Consider the following 22,800-nt stretch of genomic DNA (forward strand, 5'->3'; position numbering starts at 1 on the left):
AGACCTACTGGACAATGCGCTCAGGCAACCAGGTCACAATGTCGGGGAATACGATGAATAAAATCAGCGCAAGCATTTGCAAAATAAGAAAAGGAATGATGGATCTATACACGGTTCCCATACCAATACCGGCGGGCAGTACTCCCTTGATATAGAAAAGGGTGTAGCCGAATGGAGGGGTGATGTAGGCCATTTGTGCGGTTATCAAAAACAGAATACCGAACCATATAGGATCAAAGCCAAGCAGCTTGATAATGGGTAAGAAAACAGGAACGCACAGTAAGATAATTCCGATCTCATCAAGAAATAGCCCTAGAAATACGAGCACGAACATCATCGCTAACAATATCAACCAGCGACTGACCTCTAAGCCCTGAATAAATGCCAGCAGAGAATCAGCACCACCGGTTCCGGTAAAGATAGCCACAAAAATTTTTGCACCTATGGTAATCCACATAATCATGGCGGTTACACGTAAGGTATCAATGGACGCGGCCTGGAGATTTTTAAAGGTCAGTTCACGCTGAATAGCAGCAGAAACAATCGCACCTATAACACCCACCGCCGCAGCCTCTGTTGGCGTAGCGATCCCTGTATAGATACTGCCAAGAACAGAGAAGACAATTAGCGTAGGTAAAATTAACGCCTTAAGCGATCCTAGTTTTTCTAAAAAACTCGTGTCATCGTGCTCAGGTCTAGGGGCAACACTAGGTTTTGTTACCGAACGAATAACGATATAACTAATATAAAAACCCGCTAAAATTAATCCGGGGACAATCCCACCCGCAAACATTTTACCGACAGACACCTGTGCAGTCGCCGCATAAACAATCGTAATAATAGAGGGAGGAATTAAGATTCCGAGCGTACCACCCGCGCAGATTGTCCCTAAAGCAAGGTGCTTGTCATAGCCTCTATTGAGCATAGAAGGTAATGCTAGAATCCCCATCGCTGCCACAGCTGCGCCCACGATACCTGTCATAGCAGCCATAATCGTACAGATAGCGACTGTCCCGACAGCAAGCCCACCCGGTAACCGGCGAAACCATAGCTCCATTGCACGGTAAAGCGCATCGATAATCCCAGAGCGTTGCAGAATACTAGCCATCAATACATAAAGAGGAATAGCTAATAGAATATCCGACATCATGGCATCAAGCGTTTGTAACACCGTCAGCACCAACGCATCGACACCCCACAATAAAACCGTGAACACAACAGCCAAGGTCGATAGCACGAAGGCTAAAGGCATACCGCTTAGCAAGAGTAGTAACAAGGACACAAACATCATTGATAAAACGACTGTTGAGCTCATAACTTGACGTCCCTACCCAGAGCACGGAAGCCTGCCAGTATCGTTTCAGCGAGTGCTTGCAATAAGAGCAACAAAAAGGCGGCAGGAATGACCATCTTGATAGGCCAAACTGCAGGATTCCACGCCGTAAATGACGTTTCACCACTGTTATAAGCATTAATAGCTATCGGCACGCTCTGATAGATAAAAATAACACTCACGATGGCAATCAAGGGGTAGGTGACACAATCTACCGTGCCGGCCATACGCGGAGAAAGTTTACTGTGTAATATATCGACATTGACATGACCCGCCGTATGCAACAAGTGAGGACCTGCAAACATGAAATACGGACCAAACAACAGCACTGCAAGCTCCATTGCCCAGATAGTCGGCGCATCAAAAAAGTATCGGACAACGACTTCGTAACCAATGACAGCCACCATGATAAAAACAAGTACCGATGCTACACACGCCATCCAGCGACTCACAGCCGTAATGAAACGACAATAATTGATGAGTACTAGCATAAAAAATTCCAGGAAATAAACTGAAGCCTGACATCGCCAGGCTGGTTTCATTTAAAAAGAGTATTACTCGTCGATTAACCCGAGTTCTTTCATAAAGGCAATCTGGCTATCAAGAATCTCAGTGGCGAGAGGATTATCACCCGCCGCTTTACGCCATGCGAGCATAGCCGTGGGACGACCTTTCGCGATGAGATCAGGGCTAAGGTGAATAATTTCTACCCCCTGCTCTTGGAATTTATTAAGCGATTCGGCATCCTGCGCAAGTATATGTTGACGCAGAGCGGAGGAGACTTCCCTGGCAGCCACTTCTAGTGTCGCCTTATAAGAATCAGGAAGTTTATTATACGCCGCCTGGTTAGCAACATAGCTAGTGGCTGTCGTTGGCTGATGGAAACCAGGAACAACTACATATTTAGCAACTTCACCCAAACCGGCTTCCAGATTAGCCGTTAAGTCACCCCTATCCGCAAAATCAATCACACCTTTTTCAAGCGCCTGATAAACTTCGGCTGTCGGTAACGTGGTAGTAGCTACGCCAAACTCTCCCATGACAGTACTAGCCAAACCAACAAACCGTCCTTTTTTCCCTTGCAGGTCATCCAATGAGTGAATAGGAAACTTAGAATGGATAGGTTCCTGCCCATAAATAGTGGGAGCAATATAGAACAAGCCAGCTTGTGAATAGGCTTTGCGAGCGAAGTCTAATCCTCCCTTTTCATAAAACCATGATTCATATTGGTCTGATTCAGGAAAGCCGAAAGGAATCGTACTGGTAAACGCAAATGCTGGAATAGAACCCGCTTCATAACCATCAAAGGTCTTCATCATTTGAAAAGCACCCGCTCTTACTGCCTCGAATGCTTGAGCGGAAGGCGCTAATTGGCCACCTGCAAATAATCGTATTTTAAACTTCCCGTTTGTCAAATCAGAGACACGTTGAACGAACTTTTTCTCATATTCGAAGGGCGTAGTACCCGCATCCCATAATGCTTGCATACGCCAATTGACAGTCGGTAACTCTTCGGCATATGCCTGTTGTGTAAACGGAATAGCTGATACTAAAACACCTGCAAAAAGTGTTTTAATAAAACTACGGCGATAGTTGTTGTTAGTCCGCAATTTCATATCTTTCTCCATATATAGGCACTAAAAATTACTGTGATAGTAATCAAGCGCCTTTTTTATTTTTAGATAATTGATCAGCAGTGAAGCTCACCAAAAAAACTTTACAAAAGCCCACAATGCTTAGGTTGCTTAACGTCAATTCTAACCGGCAATCCAAACACCCTGTGTTTAATGTTCAGTAAAAAGCGTATTTAAAATTAATGTAATAGTGTAAGGCAAACAAGGTACAATTCTTATAATTGTACCTAATACTGTCACTTTTTATATATGGGTACAATTTGGAGTAAAACATGAAAATCCGTGAGTCACTTGCCCAAAAAATCACCAATAACTTCATCCAACAAATAGAAAGCGGACAATTAACGACGGGGACCCGGCTCCCATCAATCAGAAATACAGCCGAAAGTTTCGGCGTTTCTAAAAATACTATTTCTGATGCCTACGACCGCTTAGTGGCTATCGGCTATATACGTCCTCGTAGAGGCTCAGGGTTTTATGTAGAAGCTGCACAGCCCTCACTTCCAACAATCAAACCCGAGCACTTTACCGAAGCAGTCGATCTGGTTTCCCTTTTACGAGAACAGCTAAATCAACACTATGAAGTCAGAGCCGGTGATGGACGCCTACCGGCGAGTTGGATGGAAAGCACTGACTTCCTTAAATACTTCAAATCAAGTTATTCCAAAAAAGAGCAGCAAGATGAATTTGAATATGGCCAACCTCAAGGACTACTGAGTTTAAGAGAGGATATTGCAAGAACCATGATAGATAGAGCAATTACTGTGCATCCTGATCAAATTTTAATGACGTTCGGTGCCAATCATGCCCTTGATCTTATCATTCGCCATTTCGTCAATGCAGGCGAATCTGTCATCGTTGAAATACCTGGGTACTACCCCCTTTTTGGTAAATTACGTCTACAACGCGCCAATATCATAGGAGTAAAAAGAACAATACACGGCTTAGACTTAGCAGAGCTGGAACAAAAAGTGAGGCAACACAGACCCAGACTGCTTTTTGTTCAGCCGATGGCCCACAACCCAACGGGTACCTCAATGTCCTTGCAAAACATGCACGGATTACTTCGGATAGCAGAAAAGTATGAGCTAACAGTTATAGAAGACGACCCCTTCGGAGACATCTTGCCTAGATCAACCCCTCACCTTGCTTCTCTTGATGCGCTAAATCGAGTCATCTATATAGGCACCTTCTCAAAAACACTTTCAGCCAGTCTTAGGTGTGGATATATTGCCGCAAATGAAGCCGTCATCCGCTCGTTAACTGACATAAAAATGCTTACCGTAGTAAACAGCTCCAGCATCATAGAGCGTATGATTCACGAAATGATTGTTCGAGGCCGATATCGCAGACACATGACACGACTAAGAGACAAAGTAGCAAAAACCAGCGCAGAAGCTGTTTCAGCACTTAGACAAATCGGACTCGATTGTCTTCAGCCATCTACAGGGGGATATTATATTTGGTGCACACTACCGGATCATGTGGACGGGAAAATACTGGCAAGTAAAGCATCAACCCAAGGGATATTTTTGGCACCTAGCCATCTATTCTCACTACCCGATAATGAAGTTGAATCCGCACTTCGAATCAATATCGCACACGCAAAACATCCTAGGCTGTTACAGTTTCTAGGCGATGAAATCGCAGAGAAAAACAAACAATAAACAACTAATTATTTGTTAATATGAGAATTTACCAGTGGGCCGCAGACCACTGACGTGCCAGAGTTTGTGATTCCTGGACTTGCAAGGCAGTCATCTTATTGCTAATAAGCTCTCTGTTATGAGCCGTCACCTCATACCCGTTTGCGGCAGCAATATCCCACCACATATACGCTTGAATATAATTCTGCGGAACACCTTGGCCATTGCCGTACATCATCCCGATATTATATTGGGCATTAAGCTGCCCTTGCTCTGCGGCGACTGTATACCATTTCAACGCGGCTTTATAATCCTGCGGGATACCTTGGCCATTGTAGTACATCCCTCCGAGATTATTTTGCGCATTTATTTCTCCCTGATCGGCAGCAGCGGTATACCATTTCAGCGCGGCTTTATAATCCTGTTGTACACCTTGGCCGCTGTAGTACATCCCTCCAAGATGATATTGAGCATTTACCTGTCCTTGCTCGGCTGCGGCTCGATACCATTTCAGCGCGGCTTTATGATCTTGCGCAACACCGTAACCAAAGCCGTACATCACCCCGAGATTGTATTGAGCTTTTATATCTCCTTGCCCGGCAGCGACGCTGTACCATTTCAGCGCGGTTTTATAATTCTGCGAGACACCCTGGCCGTAGTAATACAACACTCCGAGCTCATTTTGAGCCTTTATATCTCCTTGCCCGGCAGCAACGCTGTACCATTTCAGCGCGGTCTTATAATCCTGCGAGACACCATAGCCGTTGTAGTACATCACCCCGAGATTATATTGAGCACTTACATCTCCTTGCTCGGCAAGCGGCCCCCATTCCGCTAAGGCAGCAGTAAAGTCTCCCTGTTGCGCGGCGGCTAATCCATTTTGTAAATCAGCAGCGTGGGTCAGTGTCCCGACAGCAAGAATCAACAGAGATGACACCATGGCAAGTGTGCGAGATAGGAGCATAATTTTGTTCCTGTTTGAAAATTTACACTGAAAACACTAGACGTTTTAATAAAGAGTATTTATTTGGTTTTAAGCAACCACAGAAGGTTGTTGAAGAACTCTGTCAGGCGGCGCTAACGCGCCCTGGCAAAGCCGAACTGGCATTGGATAGTTCGGCAAAAGTCGATCTAACGGTCCTCCTGCAAACAGACGCATTATGATGAAAGCTTCAAACTAGAGTAGCACGAAAATGAACATAATATGAATGAGAAGTCTGAATGATTATATAAAGGACATTACCTGTTTAATGTATTAGCTCCGCACGACCTAATCTCACGACTGTGTATGATCAAGTCAGCATAGATACATCAGACGTAAATCGGCTCCTTTCGAAATATATTGGCTGAAAAGGCCGTTGAAGCTTTCACTCAAGCCACGCTGACAATATTCATACGGATGAGCGACGGGCAGCAGTATAATCAAGGCAGTCATTGCAGATTTCGCAATACAGTAATGAATATATATCAATATACGCAAGACTATATCTTCGCTAGAATTACCACCATAAATGATGCTCACGATGTTACATTGCTTACCAGCCTGCTTAGCAATAAGTGACCGTAGCGCTAAATCAATCTTCGTAAGTACTAAATTAAACGGATCTACCAGGGAACTATCAGATATGTCTAACAACTATTTCAATACACTGCCTCTGCGCGAACAGCTTGCTCAACTGGCTAAATGCCGTTTTATGGATATTTCTGAGTTTCCAGATGGCGTTTCTGCCTTGAAAGGCAAGAAAATGGTTGTTATCGGTTGCGGTGCACAGGGCCTGGCTCAGGGTATGAACCTGCGTGACAGTGGTTGTGATGTTTCCTACACACTGCGTGCTGCTGCGATTGCGGAAAAGCGTCAGTCCTGGAAAAATGCGACTGAAAATGGTTTCGTTGTAGGTACGTACGAAGAGCTTATTCCCACGGCTGATATCGTATTAAACCTGACACCTGATAAGCAGCACACGCCTGTTGTAACCGCGATTATGCCTTTGATGAAACATGGCGCTTGCCTGTCTTACTCTCACGGTTTCAACATCGTTGAAGAAGGTATGAAAATCCGTGAAGACTTGACTGTCATCATGGTTGCACCTAAGTGCCCGGGTTCTGAAGTACGTAACGAATACGTTCGTGGCTTCGGTGTACCGACGCTGATTGCTGTGCATGAAGCTAACGACCCTAAAGGCGAAGGCCTGGCTTTGGCTAAAGCTTACGCGGTAGGTACGGGCGGTCATAAAGCCGGCGTTCTGATGTCTTCTTTCATCGCTGAAGTTAAATCTGACCTGATGGGTGAGCAGACTATTCTGTGCGGTATGCTGCAGACCGGTTCGCTGTTGTGCTTCGACAAAATGATTGAAGAAGGCATCGACGCAGGTTACGCCTCTAAGCTGATTCAGTTTGGTTGGGAAACGGTCACTGAAGCATTGAAATACGGCGGCGTGACTAACATGCTGGACCGTTTATCTAACCCGGCTAAAATCAAAGCATTTGATCTGTCAGAAGAACTGAAACTGATTATGCGTCCGCTGTACAACAAGCATCAGGATGACATCATCGACGGTACTTTTTCCCGCACTATGATGGCAGATTGGGCTAACGACGACGTTAACCTGCTGGGCTGGCGTGCAGAAACGGCTGAAACGGCCTTCGAAAAGACTCCTGCTGGTGATGTTGAGATTTCTGAACAGGAATACTTCGACCACGGCATCCTGATGGTTGCTATGGTTAAAGCAGGCGTTGAGCTGGCTTTCGAAACAATGACGGCTGCCGGTATCGTTGCTGATTCTGCTTACTACGAGTCTCTGCACGAAACTCCACTGATCGCTAATACCATTGCACGTAAAAAACTCTATGAAATGAACGCCACTATCTCTGATACGGCTGAATACGGTTGCTACCTTTACAACCATGCATGTCTGCCACTGCTGGCTGATTTCATGAAAGGCATCAAAACTGATGTAATCGGTAAAGGTCAGGACTTGGCTGATACTGGCGTAGATAACGCTCGTCTGATCGAAGTGAACGCTGCTCTGCGTAGCCACCCGGTTGAAGCGATCGGTAGTGTTCTGCGTGGCCACATGGCTGACATGAAAAAAATCGTTTAATTGATACACATACCTGCCTATCTTTACAGGTAGACGAAGGCCAGGATGCATATCCTGGCCTTTTTTTTGAACTTCAGAAATAATATCGGGCACTAACGGCTCAGGAAAATCTGCATGACTATTCGCCTGGAAAACCTGACGGTTAAATTTGACGAACGCTTTCAGCTTAATACCATCAACTGGGAGTTAGCACCCAATCAACATTGGGTTATCACGGGCACTAACGGCTCAGGAAAGTCCGCCTTAGCCGCCGTTTTGGCGAGCGTGGGTGAATCTATATCCGGGACGATTGAAGGCTTGCCTGCCAAGGTCGGGCTGGTATCGTTTGAGGCGCAAGCAGAGCTGATTGCCGCCGAACTGAAAAAAGATGATGCCGATATTATGGATGTAATCTCTGTAGGTACGCCTGTCAGAGACATTTTAAATGCCGCTGCATCTAATACTCAATTGCTCAACGAACTGGTTGAAAAATTTGCGCTGACAGATACGCTGGAGCGGTCATTCAGAACCTTATCCACAGGCGAATCACGTAAAGTTATGCTGATTCGGGCACTCGCGAGCCAACCCGATTTATTAGTACTGGATGAACCGTTCGACGGCCTCGACGCCAATACACTCGTGATGCTGCAGCAATATCTTGCCTCTTTGATCGAAACAATCCCGATGGTGATGGTCCTGAATCGCTTTGATGAGTTCCCGGACTTCATCACGCATATTGCCTATATGGACCACGGCGAGCTAAAGCATCAGATTAATCGCGATGACGAAAAAGCCTATGCCGAGCTGTACCAACTGCTGCATCTTAAAACCAGTAATCTACAGATACCGGCAGCCGATCCGGACACAGTAATACCGCGTCTGGATCCAGAGCAGCCGTTAGTCCGTCTGAATAACATCACGATTAAATACGCTGATCATAAGGTGATTGATAGCCTCGACTGGACCATTCAGCCCAACCAGCACTGGCAGCTTAGCGGCCCTAATGGCAGCGGAAAAACTGCGCTGCTTTCACTGATTACCGGTGATCACCCGCAGTGCTATGTTAACAATGTTTTTGTTTTCGGTTTTCAACGCGGTAGCGGTGAAAGCATCTGGCAGATCAAACAGTTTATCGGTTATGTTTCCACCGCATTACAGTGGGAATACCGGGTTGGCACAGGGCTGCGTAACGTGATCATCTCGGGTTTCTACGACAGTATCGGCCTGTACAGTAAGTACACAGACCGCCAACGTGAGATTGCCAATCAATGGCTGGCACTGCTTGGCATGAGTGAGCGTGCCGATCAGCCATTTAACAAGCTGTCTTACGGTGATCAGCGCTTATTGCTGATTGCACGGGCGATGGTAAAGCACCCTCCTCTGCTGATATTAGATGAACCCTGCTTAGGCCTGGATGATATGAACCGTCAGCTGGTACTGGCGCTGATAGAGAAAATCTGCGCGGATAGTGAAACCTCGGTTATCTATGTTAATCATCATCCGGAAGACCAGATTAAAGGCATAGATAATTATCTCGCGCTGGAGAAACACTAATCTGCTCCAGACTGCTTTCTCCCGACTTAACAACTCACAAGCATTGTCGATAAGATCGTTAATGCTTAAAGTCGTCCTTGAGCGTTTTAAGGGTGTGCGTCAGCTCTTCAAATACGAGCTGACGCAGCCAGATATGAGCCACATCTTTCCTATAACGTTCGTGCCACACGATAGAGTAAGTAAAACCGCTCTGCTGCATCGGAAAAGGAAGTATCTTAAGCTGATAATGCTGCGCACAACTTTGCGCCAGTCCAAAAGGAATCGTTAAGATCAGATCGCTCTGAGCCACCAGCGCCAGTGCTGCAACAAAGTGCGGTACGCGTAAAACGATTCGTCGCGTCAACCCTTTCTCTTCCAACAGATAATCAATAACACCCTTGCGGGCGCCGCCCATCGTAATCAGTGCATGCGGCTGCTTTGCATACGTTTCCAGGTCAAACCCTGTCTGAGCCAGCGGGTGTGCGGCACTCATCACACAGACAAACTGATCATCACCGATGCCACGACCATGCACGGCGGCCGGAGGATCGGTCACCGTACAGATCGCCAGATCGATACTTTCCTGATCAAGCTGCTGCAACAAACTCTCTTGCCAGGGGACAATTTCAAGATTAACCAGCGGCGCCTCCTTTCTCAGGCGCGTAATGACCGAAGGCAGCAACACCTGCGTTCCATAATCAGTGGTCGCCAGCCTGAAGTTATTGGTTGCCTGTGCCGCAACAAATTGCGGTGGCTCGATAAGCAAACTTATATCTTGCAGCGAATGATGTAACTGCAATGCCAGCGCTTCGGCCCGCGGTGTGGGTGCCAGGCCTTTGGGCGTACGTGTAAATAGCGGATCATTAAACAATTGACGCAAACGCGCCAGATTACGACTGATAGCCGGCTGTGTCAGATTCAAACGCCCGGCGGCACGCGTAACGCTGCGCTCTTCCAGCAGTACTTGAAAGACCGGTAGTAAATTAAGATCGGCGCTAGACAAACGAGACAGATTCACGGCACATTACCAATAATCATGATGGATATTTTAATAATGCATTGGATGCATGAAGATATCAAGAATAGAGTAGTGTTCATAATCTGACATTGCATAACTAAAATTACATGACAAGAGGTAGCAATATGTACATTGAAACCAATCGTGAAATCCATCTCAAAAACCGCCCTGTAGGTATTCCTACCAAAGAGGATTTCAGCGTCGTCACCGTACCGGTAGCGGTTCTGAAAGCAGGTGAAGTGCTGGTTAAAAACCTGTGGATGTCTGTCGATCCCTATATGCGTGGCCGTATGCTGGAACGCGAAAGCTACATCGCTCCTTTCGTGCTGAATGAAGTATTGAGTGGCGGCGCGATTGGTGAAGTGGTTGAGTCGAATAATCCTGCATTCCCTGTGGGCAGCAAGGTTGCCAACATGAGCGGCTGGCGTGAGTATTTCACCACTTCCGGTGCTGATTTACAGCCTTTACCCGATACCGGAATGCAAGATCAGGCCTTTTTAGGGGTACTCGGTATGCCGGGTATGACTGCATTTACCGGGCTCACCAAAATTGCACAGCTCAAAGAAGGCGATACGGTATTTGTATCAGCCGCCTCTGGTGCAGTCGGTGCGATTGTCTGCCAAATAGCGAAGCTGAAAGGCTGTTATGTAGCCGGTAGCGTGGGCTCTGATGCAAAAGCCCGCTATCTACGTGAAGAGCTTGGCGTAGATGCCGTTGTTAATTACAAAACAACCGAAAACTTACAACAAAGCATCGCACAAGCCTGCCCTAATGGCATTGATGTTTACTTTGAAAGTGTCGGTGGCGCTCATCTGGAAGCCGTTCTGAACCTGATGAACGAACATGGCCGCATTGCCGTATGCGGTATGATTGACCAGTACAATGCCACTTCTGCCAGTGCGGGCCCCTCTAACTTGTCACAACTGATCATCAAAAAGCTAACCATGCAGGGCTTTATTATATTCGACCACTGGGATGGCTATCCTGCGTTTGTTGAACAAATGACGCAGTGGATTCAGCAAGGAAAAATCAGCGCTAAAGAAACGGTATACAACGGCATTGAACAAGCCCCCGATGCATTCATAGGCTTATTTACGGGACAGAATACCGGAAAAATGCTGGTTAAACTGGACTGATACGAGCAATATCAATTTCCATAAAGGGCTTCTCAACACACGTTTAACACGAAGATTTTATACGCCCATTTTTTATTAGAACATGGGCTTAATTAACAGCGACACCTAAAAGGAACCATCAATATGAACATTCTTTTTGTACTCACGTCTCATGACGCACTCGGTGATACGGGCAACAAAACAGGTTTCTGGATTGAAGAGTTTGCCGCCCCTTATTATACGTTTGCAGATGCCGGCGCTCATATCACGTTAGCCTCACCTGCCGGTGGACAGCCACCGATCGATCCGACCAGCGCTCTGGAAGATTTTCAGACAGATGATACCCGTCGTTTTGATCAGGATAGCGAACTTCAACAAAAGCTCGCTAATACAATCAAGCTGACGGATATCAGTGCTGATGATTACGATGCGGTATTCTACCCGGGTGGACATGGCCCTTTGTGGGATCTGACTAACGACCAAGCGTCTATCAAACTGATAGAAACTTTTTCTCAACAAGGTAAGCCTGTTTCTGCTGTTTGCCATGCGCCGAGCGTGTTGCTGAATGTCAAAGATGCGCAGGGCGAGCCACTGGTCAAAGGCAAAAAAGTTACTGGATTCAGTAATACCGAAGAAGCAGCGGTTGGCTTAACAGAAATTGTTCCGTTCCTGCTGGAAGATGAATTGAAACAACGTGGTGGTCTCTACAGCCAGGGCGCTGACTGGGCATCTTATATTGTGCAGGATGGACGGCTGATCACAGGTCAGAACCCGGGATCGTCTGCGGCGGTAGCCGAAGCGGTGCTGGCTGAATTAAAGTAAGAAGCTGAATTAAAGTAAGAAGCTGATATGGAGCCTATAAGGTTCCATATCAGTCGTTTGAAAATAAGCGTAGGGCTATGGGTTTAAGGCTTACTGATGAGCTTAGGGCTACTGAGCCGTCCAGCCACCTTCGACCGGCAAGGTAATGCCTGTGATGGAAGTGGCACCGTCACTGCACAAAAATACTGCAACAGCGGCAACTTCTTCAACCGTCACAAATTTCTTGGTCGGCTGAGCTTTTAGCATCACATCCTGCTTTACCTGTTCTTCTGTGATACCACGGACTTTTGCCGTATCAGCTACCTGTTTTTCAACCAGAGGAGTCCACACATAACCCGGCGCAATCGCATTAACAGTAGTACCGAACTCAGCCAATTCCAATGCAGTCGTTTTAGTCAGACCAGCAATGCCGTGCTTGGCGGCAACATAAGCTGATTTAAAGGGAGAGGCGACCAAGGCATGTGCAGACGCGGTATTAATAATACGTCCCCAGCCCCGTTGTTTCATGCCAGGAATAACGGCTTTCGTTGAATGAAATGCTGCCGTCAGGTTAATTGCGATAATCGCGTCCCATTTATCTTCAGGGAAATCTTCAACCGGCGATACAAACTGGATGCCTGCGTTATTGACCAGAATATCCACTGAACCTAAAGCGTTTTCTGCTTCGGTAATCATGCCTGTAATTTCATCAGACTTAAGCATGTTGGCAGAGGAAAATAATGCTTTCACCCCAAAATCAGCTTCAATTGATACGCGAATGGCTTCATTATCTTCTGGTTTACCTAAGCCATTAATCATTACATTGGCACCTTCCTTCGCTAAAGCACGCGCAATAGCCAAACCAATCCCAGAAGTCGATCCTGTAATAACCGCATTTTTACCTGTCAGCATCATCCGTTATCCTTTTAATATGATTATATTCAGAGCTATATTGGTGCTTCAAAAAGCATAAAACTCAGCTCAATGTGGCCATGACATTAACACATTTTTTGCAGCGCACAAAACCTCACAAAGTCGTATACCACGAGCAGCAGCCATTATTGATCAGGTAACAAACTCACCTTTCTATATCAGGAACAAGGTACCTAATCCGAGAAATGTAACGAAGCCTACAACATCAGTCACGGTGGTTAGAATAACGGAACCGGAAAGCGCCGGATCAATTTTCATTTTATCCAGTATGACCGGAATCAGTACACCGGAAAAAGCAGCAGCCAGAATATTAAGCGCGATAGCTACCGCTATGACAACGCCGATCATCAGATCGGAGAACCAATAAGCAACGATTCCGCCTATCGCCAATGCCCATAAAACACCGTTAAAGCCACCAACCGCCAACTCTTTAAGCAGCAAGGGCGTTAAGTTGCCTTTGGATATCTGGCCCAGGGCAATCCCCCGAATAATCAATGTCAGGGTCTGGCTTCCTGCGATACCGCCCATAGATGCGACAATCGGCATCAATACCGCTAATGCGACGACTTGTTGCAACGTTGCTTCAAACAATCCAATCGCCCACGATGCAAGAAACGCCGTGAGCAGATTAATACCCAGCCAGGTAGCACGGCGCATAGAGCTTTTCCATACAGGAGAAAACAGGTCTTCGTCTTCGGATAAACCGGCTCGTGCCATATTTTCGGACTCGTGGTTTTCTCTAAGGATCTGAAAACCATCCTTGATGGTCATCCGGCCAATCAGCATCCCTTTGCTATCGACAATCGGTAAAAGCACATAATCAGACTTTTCTTGTATATCCGCACTCTCTTCAAGGCTGGTTTCAGCCGGTAATGGTTTAGCATGCTCATCCATCAACTCGACTAAAGAAATATGACCCGGTGCGCCAAAGGTGCTTTTCAACGGTACGGTTCCGGCATAACGACCCGCCCTATCAGTCAAAAATAATGCATCCGTACATTCAGGGATATCTCGTCGAAACAAACGTAGTGCATCATAAACTTTCGCGTTCTGAGGCAAAATTAAGAGGTTATGATCGGCATAACGACCGATCTGATTTTCATTAAACTGATTACTGTGTTCAAAAAACTGGCGTTGCTTCTGACCCATCTGGCGCAAAGCAAGATCAATCAAGTGGTCTGGCAGTGAATCAGCCAGCTCTATCAAATCTTCGGGCGTTAAGTGTCCAAAGAGTTGTTCAAGCACATCGGTAGGCAATGCATTGATAACCGACAAACGCGCATCCGCACGCATTTCAACCAATACTTCAGCCTTCATGTCATCAGGAATCAGCTGCCACTGAGCGATACGCTCCTCTATTGGCAATGCTTCAAGCAACAGCGCCCATTGATCAAACTCAAGATCCTCAAGCTGATCCAGTAATGCTTCTTTATCAGCAGGAACGCCATCAGCATCTGATTTAACAATACGATCGACCAAAGGCCCTATATCGTCTGCCATAATCCCCATTACCCTTTAGTGAAAGAGGCATATAGATTGCCACGATTCATACCAGATAACCAATATTTCAGGCATCGCCAATCTAAAAAATGCTCTCTTTTATCAAACATCTATGCCAACATCACAACCTTAAAAAATAATGAGCAGAGAGCCGTATGGAAGGACTAATTCACGCGTTGGAATTTGATGGCCAAGGTGGCAGTAATGAACTACTTCCCCCTTTCACAGCAACGTCTGCTGTGCAATGGATTCATCTTAACTTCACAGAACCTCAAGCCGCTGAGTGGCTGCGCGAGGAAAGCGGAATCGATTCCATCATTGCAGATGCATTACTGAGCGAAGAGTCACGTCCGCGCTATAACGAATACGAGCATGGCGCTCTGATTATCTTACGCGGCGTCAATATGAATCCCGAAGCCGATCCTGAAGATATGGTGTCTATCAGATTATGGGTCGATAGCCATCGTATTATTAGTACCCGACGTCGGGTATTACTGACCGTCCAGGATACCTACCGTAACCTGCAAGCAGGCAAAGGCCCCAAAAACACGGGAGAACTCATCACCACGCTGTGTGGCAAACTAATAGATAGGGTATCCAGTTTTGTTGACCGTGTTGATGAACAGCTGACGGAACTGGAAGAAGATATTTTGACCAGTCCTCCGCTTGAACATCGTCAAAAAGTATCCGACCTGAAAAGGCAGATTATCGCTTTACGGCGTTACCTGTTACCCCAAAGAGAAGCGTTTATGGCCATCTCTAAAAGCGATAGTGCTTTTTTCACAGACCGACAGCGATTGATGATAGAAGAGGTCACAGAGCATTTGATGAGAAAACTAGATCATCTTGAATCCATTAGTGAAAGAATCGGGGTCATACTGGAACAGCTAACAAGCTATACCTCCGAAATGATGAATGAACGTATGTATCTGCTCTCACTTATTACTGCACTGTTTCTACCACTGGGCTTTTTAACAGGACTTCTCGGCGTTAATATTTCAGGAATGCCCGGCACAGAATCACCGGCTGCATTTTCGTATTTTGTGATAGCACTCATTGGTCTGTCGGGCGGGATTATTTGGTATTTTTACTCAAAAAAATGGATGTAGACATATTTTATGACATAGGTAAAAAATCAATGGGCCTCATGTGGGTCATGTGTCTCATAAATAGTTCGGCACATTGATCATTCTTTTATTTAAAACCTACTTTGCTCTCCTTAAATTCGTTATCCTTCACAAAAGTTTTTGAGTGGTCATTGCGCATGCTGGATTGGATTCTTACCAATAATGGTTTTATGATTGAAGCGGTTATTATGTTGGCGGTCATTATCTATGTAGGCACTCGAATGTAGTACTTATTCAGTTATCAGGTGATATATGATTTATCCGCGTTTTCAGCAATATCTGGTCAGTCCTCTTTTCCTCATAATGAGCTCTTCAGCATCTGCCTATAATGAAACCGATCTGTTTGGCGATATACCTGAAATCACGTCGGCTACCCGTATAACCCAAAACCTCTCTGAAGTACCTGTTTCAACCACGATCATTACTCAAGCGTTAATTAAAGCATCTGGCGCGCTAGAGATTACGGACCTGTTTAAGCTAGTGCCGGGTTTTCAGGTCTATACACCCAACGCTAATAAATTTGCCGTCACCTATCATGGCGCTTCCGGGGAGTTTCCCCGAAATTTAGATGTACGTATCGATGGACGACCCGTCTATATTCCTCTGCTTTCCACCGTTACCTGGAACACACTAGGCATATCCATACATGATATTCAACGTATAGAAGTGGTTCGTGGTTCCAATGTCCCTTCCTATGGTTCCAATGCCTTAATGGGGGCGATCAACATCATCACTAAATCGCCTCTTGAACAAGCATCGCCACATATTGCAACCACCGTTGGCGCTCAAGGTAAGAAAAATGTAAAAACCACCTTCAGTGGAAAAAACCAAGATCTGTATTACCGCGTCAGCCTTGGACATGAACAAAATGATGGCTTCGATTTTCAACAAGACGGAGAGAAGGTTAACTTAGGTAATATTCATCTTAGTCTTACACCTTCGCTTTACGACAGTATTGATTTTTCTGCTGGTTTTAATAATGGAACGATTGGAATTGGTGAAGGTAATTCATTAGACGACTTTCAGGATAGAGAACATTTCTCGCACTTCCAGTACTTACAATGGAACCATGTCGTTAACGAAAAAAATGAGCTGAATTTTCAGGGATATCATAATTATCTGAAACTAAGCACTCAGTCGTATTGGGCCTCGGAGCTGTTAAATGATCCGGGGTTAAACACACTCAATAGCCAATTAGCAGGTCTAGCATCTTTAATGGGTAGTACTTACCCATTTCCAAGTACGCACGTCAGTGACTTTGAGGTGTACAGCAGTGGAGAAAACGGCAGTACTGAAACCTACGGGGCTGAAATACAGCATACTTTCACCCCTAGCGAAGCATTTACCGTCGCGTCGGGCAGCGGCTTTCGTTATGAGCAGGCGACCAGCGAGGCTTTATTTGGCACCGATGAGACAATAGACGAAGAGATATATTTTTTGTTTAGTAATATGCAGTGGAAACAAACCGAAAAATTAAGCTGGAATGCCGGTTTCATGTCCGAATTCACATCGATGACCACACCCGCCACGTCGCTTCGACTCGCATCAAACTATAAAATAAACCCTTCGGTCACCGTACGCGTAGCGCTAACACAAGCCTACCGTACGCCCTCTTTATTAGAAGAGAATGCTCAAAGCGCTTATATATTCCCTGAAGGCGTACCTTACGACTATATTGCTTTTGCCAATGATAATCTTAAAGCCGAAAAATTAAACGCGGCTGAAATGGGTCTGTTCTGGTTACTTCCTTATCAGCAGGGTTTTCTGGATTTTAAGATTTTTAACGAACGTATTTCTCATGGCATAGAGGGCTGGTTCTATGAAGGACCTATAGATATCAAATCAGTCGGGAATAGAATAGCAGCGGGGAATCCAAATCTACCTAATGACTCGGCAAGGGAATTACGCAATACAACCGTTCGCAAGTCACGTGGATTCGAAATACAAGCCAGTTTAACGCCTACCGAAAAAGACCTTATCCACTTTGCTTACAGCTTTAATAAACTCAGCGGTATACAAAAAAAAGGCGGACTTGCGGGAAAAAACAATATTCCCTTTGATCATTCAGGACCCCGACATACCGCAACACTATTGCTCAATCACCAATTAACGTCCTCTTTAGATACCAGTTTAATCTTTAATTATATGTCACCGGTCAATTGGATGGGTGGCGAGAACGCCCTCCAGAAAAACATAAAAACTACCGATTTTAAAATCACTAAATCCTTTGCCGTTGGAGATAATCAACAGCTCAGCACCACCCTTTTAATAAAAAATGTTTTTGATCAGCATTACTCAGAATTTCAACTAAAGAATCTATATGACCGCCGTCTGTACTTAACAATGTCTTTGGACTTTTAAAATCACCTGGCATGGATGGCCTCAAAATATGACACAGTTGATGTGGCAAAAACGTAGGGTAATACAAGCAGCGATGGCTGCTCTTCTCTTATGTCTAACTATGTTCTCTGTAGCGACCACTACTCCTTCAGTTACCCTCTTGTTAACTGCCTCTAATCCTATTTACCAGGCAGTGTCGACAAGTATCCAAGCGTCGATTAAAACCCATGTCAACTTTAAAGAATATACACTGGACTCTATAAAGGATATTCCACACAGCTCAGATCCCATTATTACCGTTGGCTCATCCGCGTTCAAAGCAGCGCTGAATAAATTTCCAGAACAGTCTATTATTGCCAGCTTTTTACCACGCAGAGTATTTGAACAGTTACTCAATAAATCGCAACGAAGCGTAAACAATACGACAGCTGTGTTTATCGACCAGCCTATGACGCGGCAATTATCTTTAGCCAGAATGATTATCCCCAATGGCAAAACTATAGGCACTGTATTTGGCACATCTTCACTGGTAGAAAAACAACGCCTCGATATAGCGGCTGAAGCAACGGGATTTACCGTGATATCTATTGTGCTTAACAGCCAGGACAATCCGATTAATACCTTGCAGCCCATCATCCAGAAAACTGATCTATTTCTGGCAATACCAGACCAATCTGCATTCAATAGAGCCAGTGCAAAATGGTCTCTTTTTATCTCACTGAGAGCAAAAAAACCCTTAATGGGTTTCTCTGAAAAATATGTTGATGCGGGCGCTCTCGCCGCCATATATTCATCCCCGGCGCAAGTAGGAAAACATACCGCGGAAACACTCGATACATTTCTGACATCCGGGCTATTTCCAGAACCACAACACCCTCGATACTTTTCCGTTAAAACTAATCCAGAATCTGCCAAAACAATTAATATTCAAATCCCAAGCAATGAATTTTTATTACGTCAGCTAGGAGATTCAGATTAATATGTCATCTGAAAAAATACATGGTTTAGGTATCAGACAGCGAATATTACTGTTAACACTACTGCCGTTACTCTTTATTTCGCTACTGTTAGGTGGCTACTTTACCTATACACGCTTACAAGATGCAGAAGAGACATTAATAGATCGCGGGCAATTATTAGCAAGATTGGTTGCATCCTCTTCAGAATTTGGCTTTATTACTAACAACAATCAATTACTAAAATCTATCAGTAAAGGACCATTTTTAGAACAAGAGGTTGCAGATATCCTGTTCCTAAACGAACGCTATGAATTAATTCTCCGCTCCGCCAATTTCCATGTAGATTTACAACCAGCAGCCCCACAAACCTATCAACAGGATGGGTACTGGTATTTTGTACAACCCATTAGAACAACGGGTATCCCCTTCTTAGATAACACTGAATTTCAGGAACCTGAAAAAATAACAGATATCATCGGCTGGGTTCTTGTCGCAATGACAGAAGCTAAAAAAAACAAACAAGAAGAACAAATTTTAGTAACAAGTTCACTATTACTATTGATTGGCGTTATGTTTACGTTCTTTCTGGCACAACGATTCGGCAGGAGTATAAGCCTACCGTTACTTGAACTCTCGCACGTCATGGGAAAGCTGCAGACAGGCCATTTAGTATCACGCGTTACAAACACTTATACAGGGGAGTTTAATTCACTCGCCCATGGGCTCAATGAGCTTGCCGATACTGTTCAACAATCAATAGAAATCAAGGAAAACAAAATAGACTTGGCAACCAGAAAACTTCAATCAACTTTACACCATTTAGAAAAACAAAATAATGCGCTTTTGATAGCCCGTAAACTGGCTGAGGATGCGAATAAAGCAAAGGATGACTTCCTTGCGAGAATGAGCCATGAACTCCGTACACCGTTAACATCCGTCGTTGGTTTTACCCGGCTTCTTAAGCAAACATCTTGTTCTGATGAGCAGCTGGAGCATATCAGAATAATCAATCAAACTTCACAGCTTCTATTATCTATCATTGATGACATTTTAGATTTTTCGAAACTACAACAAGATGCGATATCAATCGAAGAGATACCTTTTAGCCTAGAAGATATTGTGTATGCTGTATTGGAGATGCAAGCCCCTCAAGCCCATGAAAAAGGTCTTGAGCTAGTTGCTCATATGCCAGAGAGATCATGCCTTGATGCACAAGGAGACCCTACACGGATCCACCAGATAGTTTCCAATGTGGTCGCCAATGCCGTTAAGTTCACAAATAGCGGATCTGTAGAAGTTCAGGTTGAATCAACATTAGTAAACGAACAGCGTAGCTTATTTACCATCAAAATTATCGATACGGGTATTGGAATTCCAGCGCACCAATTAGAACAACTATTCAAAGCATTTACGCAAGCAGATACATCAATCACCCGTCGTTTTGGTGGTTCAGGGCTTGGACTAATAATATCTGAAAAATTAACAGAACTCATGGGCGGAAAATTGACCATGACGAGCCAAGAAGGTGTAGGAACGACTCTCACACTACTCCTGCCACTAAAAACGAAACACAGAGAGTTTACTTTAAGTAATAGCATAAAAGCGTCGAAAAAATCGATACTCTATTATGAAGAAAATGCATCTCTCAGACGTGCAATCACTACCATGCTAGATAAATATGCCTCGACCCTTCATGTGGCAAAACATTTGGATGAATGGGTCAAATTGGCTCCTGAATACCAAACAGTCATGATAGGAATACCGGCAGAACAAGAAAAACAAAATGCTTATTTAAAGATCCTTTCGCAGCCTTTAACACATAACCCTGAACTACTTGTATTTGCTCCTAACGGGTTAGATATTTCAACTATTCCATCAAGCATTACTATCTTAAAAAAGCCTATTCGGCCTTTTCGTCTTTTCGAAAGGCTACATTTAACAGTAGATGTTGAGCCGACGCGTGAAGAGCTAATACGACCTCAACGTACCATTAAGGTCGTATTAGCAGAAGATAATGAATTAAATCGTTTGCTTATTAATAAAATCCTTAATACGTTTAATATTCAAACAGTGATAGCGAAAACAGGGCTTGAGACAATAAAGCTCGTTAATGAAACAAATCCTGACATCGTCATAATGGATGCTCATATGCCAATAATGGATGGATTTGAGGCCACGAAGCGTATCAAAGCGGTATGGCCAGATCTGCCGGTCATCGCACTGACTGCTAGCATTATTGAACGAGAGCATTTGGCCCTGTATGAAGCAGGTGTTACTAAAGTATTACTGAAGCCGATCAATGATAATGAGCTATTAAGTACGATTACATCCCTAACATTCCACAGCAGCACTGCACTGACGCTCACACAGAACAACACATACACCGAAAAAAGTAATATAGAACAATATAATATAACCCGCGAGCAACTAAAACAGGAGCTTCAATCCCTTAGTCGTCAACTTAGTCAGGGATTTACATCACAAAACATAAATATCGTACGTGAAATAAACCATCAACTGGCAGGCATTGTAGGGCTTTATGAATTACCTGAAATAGAAAACTGCGTATGTGAAATAGAAGCGCTTATTCGAAAGCAATCAATTGATTGGTCAGTGTTATGGAAAGTAATATGGCGCCTGACACGATTACTTAAGATACAAGAATAAATGACTACATTGAATATTTTTATAAGCTCAGAATGAACGGTAGGTAGGCGTTTTATCGATTAGCGATTTCAATTTCAGGCGTATTAATTCTAAACGCTCCATTCCTACCGAATTATATCGATACGCTCCGGACCCAAAAAGAATTTCCTTATTCTCTTCAGCCTGTAATTCGAGTTCATAACACTCCTGTCTGATGTCTTCCAACTCAGGGTCATGCCGTATAGGGAGCCCAATAAACAACCCCCACTGCCCGTTATCAAGTCCACCTTCACACACTGTAGTCAACATCTGATAAGCCTCTTCTCTACTCGGACGATACACAGGCGATCGACCGAATAATAATGACACCGCGAGTAGTAGCAGTACTATTAAGCAGACAAGGAATACAGGAAAAAACGCCACTTCAGTGAGTAGTCCTGTTTAATTGCACCTCAAGGCTAGCCGTCGCTTTTTTAACATCATCACCTTTAGTTGACGCAATCTCTGCCATCAAAGCCTCATATTTTCGTTTTGATAGCTTATCTAAATTTTTCCATTCCTTCAAAATGGGAATATGCTCTGTTTGTTTTGAAATTTCCGAGAAAATTTTAAAGTCATCTTCATAATGCAGTTCAGGATCATAGTGATCGATCAACACTTTAATCCTGATAGCTCCCTCTATTACTCCCAGCTGATCGGCGGTCAACGCTTTAGCGAGAATCCTAAGACTATCCTGGACGTGTATATATTTTTCTTTTTTCATCGCCAGCACACGTTCAGTTTGAAGTGCTTTCTCGGCATGAATGCTTTTTAGAATGCGGTATTTTTTATAACTAAACGCAGATAGAAAAATAATAAGTAGTACACCTACAACAATCATAATAGTCATTGTTAATTCTGACACGCTAGCACCTTCTTTTAAAAATATTGAATACATATATAGAATAAATCTTACAGTAATTGTTTAAGAACATCAGAAATACCCTCCTAGCGAACAATTTTCAGCAGCCTGTCTGACTTGACCGATCGTAGCGAGGGGAAATTGATATTCCAATGAATTATTTTGCAGCGCACCAAATTATGAATGCTAAGTTCCAGACATAAAAAAACCCTGACCGTTACCGGTCAGGGTTAT

The 22,800-nt window shown here is 44.4% G+C and carries 19 protein-coding genes; 10 read left to right on the plus strand and 9 right to left on the minus strand.

Annotated elements, in window-relative coordinates; translation table 11 throughout:
* Positions 1–4: 4 nt before the first annotated feature.
* The 3 genes from Nant_RS08540 to dctP all read right to left on the minus strand — a co-directional run bounded on the left by Nant_RS08540 (position 5) and on the right by dctP (position 2,949).
* Complete coding sequence (locus tag Nant_RS08540) at positions 5–1,315, minus strand: TRAP transporter large permease (RefSeq protein WP_054341214.1); 1,311 nt, start codon at positions 1,313–1,315, stop codon at positions 5–7.
* Positions 1,312–1,824 carry a TRAP transporter small permease subunit gene (locus Nant_RS08545; protein WP_054341215.1) on the minus strand — a complete coding sequence of 171 codons (513 nt, stop codon included), beginning with the start codon at positions 1,822–1,824 and terminating at the stop codon, positions 1,312–1,314. The genes Nant_RS08540 and Nant_RS08545 overlap by 4 nt, the downstream gene beginning before the upstream one ends.
* Before the next feature lie 63 nt (positions 1,825–1,887).
* Positions 1,888–2,949, minus strand: a complete 1,062-nt coding sequence (gene dctP, locus Nant_RS08550; RefSeq protein WP_143773575.1) for a TRAP transporter substrate-binding protein DctP — start codon at positions 2,947–2,949, stop codon at positions 1,888–1,890.
* A 290-nt stretch (positions 2,950–3,239) separates the two neighbouring features.
* Here dctP and Nant_RS08555 point away from each other — a divergent pair, with 290 nt between their 5' ends.
* Positions 3,240–4,634 carry an aminotransferase-like domain-containing protein gene (locus tag Nant_RS08555; RefSeq protein WP_054341217.1) on the plus strand — a complete coding sequence of 465 codons (1,395 nt, stop codon included), beginning with the start codon at positions 3,240–3,242 and terminating at the stop codon, positions 4,632–4,634.
* A 28-nt stretch (positions 4,635–4,662) separates the two neighbouring features.
* On the opposite strand, the gene Nant_RS08560 is transcribed toward Nant_RS08555, so the two are convergent.
* Positions 4,663–5,577: a tetratricopeptide repeat protein gene (locus Nant_RS08560; RefSeq protein WP_054341218.1), complete on the minus strand. Its 915-nt coding sequence runs from the start codon at positions 5,575–5,577 to the stop codon at positions 4,663–4,665.
* Between the two features lie 14 nt (positions 5,578–5,591).
* On the opposite strand from Nant_RS08560, the gene Nant_RS08565 reads away from it, so the two are divergent.
* From Nant_RS08565 to modF, 3 genes are all read left to right on the plus strand, one after another.
* Positions 5,592–5,777 (plus strand): hypothetical protein, encoded by a 186-nt coding sequence (locus Nant_RS08565; RefSeq protein WP_054341219.1) that lies wholly within the window; start codon positions 5,592–5,594, stop codon positions 5,775–5,777.
* 461 nt (positions 5,778–6,238) lie between these two features.
* A complete protein-coding gene (ilvC, locus tag Nant_RS08575) occupies positions 6,239–7,714 on the plus strand; it encodes a ketol-acid reductoisomerase (RefSeq protein WP_054341221.1) in 1,476 nt (491 codons plus the stop codon).
* Between the two features lie 114 nt (positions 7,715–7,828).
* A complete protein-coding gene (gene modF / locus Nant_RS08580) occupies positions 7,829–9,247 on the plus strand; it encodes a molybdate ABC transporter ATP-binding protein ModF (protein ID WP_054341222.1) in 1,419 nt (472 codons plus the stop codon).
* Between the two features lie 58 nt (positions 9,248–9,305).
* On the opposite strand, the gene Nant_RS08585 is transcribed toward modF, so the two are convergent.
* Positions 9,306–10,244, minus strand: coding sequence for a LysR family transcriptional regulator (locus Nant_RS08585; RefSeq protein ID WP_054341223.1), 939 nt, complete (start codon positions 10,242–10,244; stop codon positions 9,306–9,308).
* 125 nt (positions 10,245–10,369) lie between these two features.
* Here Nant_RS08585 and Nant_RS08590 point away from each other — a divergent pair, with 125 nt between their 5' ends.
* A complete protein-coding gene (locus Nant_RS08590) occupies positions 10,370–11,380 on the plus strand; it encodes an NADP-dependent oxidoreductase (RefSeq protein ID WP_054341224.1) in 1,011 nt (336 codons plus the stop codon).
* Positions 11,381–11,503: 123 nt separating this feature from the next.
* Entirely contained in the window at positions 11,504–12,181 is a 678-nt protein-coding gene (locus Nant_RS08595; RefSeq protein ID WP_054341225.1) for a type 1 glutamine amidotransferase domain-containing protein, read from the plus strand.
* A gap of 108 nt (positions 12,182–12,289) precedes the next feature.
* Here Nant_RS08595 and Nant_RS08600 read toward each other — a convergent pair whose 3' ends face one another.
* Positions 12,290–13,075: a 3-hydroxybutyrate dehydrogenase gene (locus tag Nant_RS08600; RefSeq protein ID WP_054341226.1), complete on the minus strand. Its 786-nt coding sequence runs from the start codon at positions 13,073–13,075 to the stop codon at positions 12,290–12,292.
* 171 nt (positions 13,076–13,246) lie between these two features.
* Positions 13,247–14,593: a magnesium transporter gene (locus Nant_RS08605; protein ID WP_054341227.1), complete on the minus strand. Its 1,347-nt coding sequence runs from the start codon at positions 14,591–14,593 to the stop codon at positions 13,247–13,249.
* A 155-nt stretch (positions 14,594–14,748) separates the two neighbouring features.
* On the opposite strand from Nant_RS08605, the gene Nant_RS08610 reads away from it, so the two are divergent.
* The 4 genes from Nant_RS08610 to Nant_RS08625 all read left to right on the plus strand — a co-directional run bounded on the left by Nant_RS08610 (position 14,749) and on the right by Nant_RS08625 (position 21,686).
* Entirely contained in the window at positions 14,749–15,702 is a 954-nt protein-coding gene (locus tag Nant_RS08610) for a zinc transporter ZntB (RefSeq protein ID WP_054341228.1), read from the plus strand.
* A 270-nt stretch (positions 15,703–15,972) separates the two neighbouring features.
* The gene (locus tag Nant_RS08615) at positions 15,973–18,081 is read left to right on the plus strand and encodes a TonB-dependent receptor plug domain-containing protein (protein WP_054341229.1); all 2,109 of its coding nucleotides are present in this window, start codon (positions 15,973–15,975) and stop codon (positions 18,079–18,081) included.
* Between the two features lie 28 nt (positions 18,082–18,109).
* Positions 18,110–19,039, plus strand: a complete 930-nt coding sequence (locus Nant_RS08620) for an ABC transporter substrate-binding protein (protein WP_054341230.1) — start codon at positions 18,110–18,112, stop codon at positions 19,037–19,039.
* Between the two features lies 1 nt (position 19,040).
* The gene (locus Nant_RS08625; RefSeq protein ID WP_054341231.1) at positions 19,041–21,686 is read left to right on the plus strand and encodes an ATP-binding protein; all 2,646 of its coding nucleotides are present in this window, start codon (positions 19,041–19,043) and stop codon (positions 21,684–21,686) included.
* A gap of 27 nt (positions 21,687–21,713) precedes the next feature.
* Here Nant_RS08625 and Nant_RS08630 read toward each other — a convergent pair whose 3' ends face one another.
* Positions 21,714–22,088 (minus strand): hypothetical protein, encoded by a 375-nt coding sequence (locus Nant_RS08630; protein WP_143773574.1) that lies wholly within the window; start codon positions 22,086–22,088, stop codon positions 21,714–21,716.
* A gap of 1 nt (position 22,089) precedes the next feature.
* Positions 22,090–22,569 carry a DUF2489 domain-containing protein gene (locus Nant_RS08635; protein WP_162224929.1) on the minus strand — a complete coding sequence of 160 codons (480 nt, stop codon included), beginning with the start codon at positions 22,567–22,569 and terminating at the stop codon, positions 22,090–22,092.
* Between the last annotated feature and the right edge of the window lie 231 nt (positions 22,570–22,800).

The sequence above is a fragment of the Neptunomonas antarctica genome (genome assembly GCF_001305295.1).
GTDB classification, from domain to species: domain Bacteria; phylum Pseudomonadota; class Gammaproteobacteria; order Pseudomonadales; family Balneatricaceae; genus Neptunomonas; species Neptunomonas antarctica.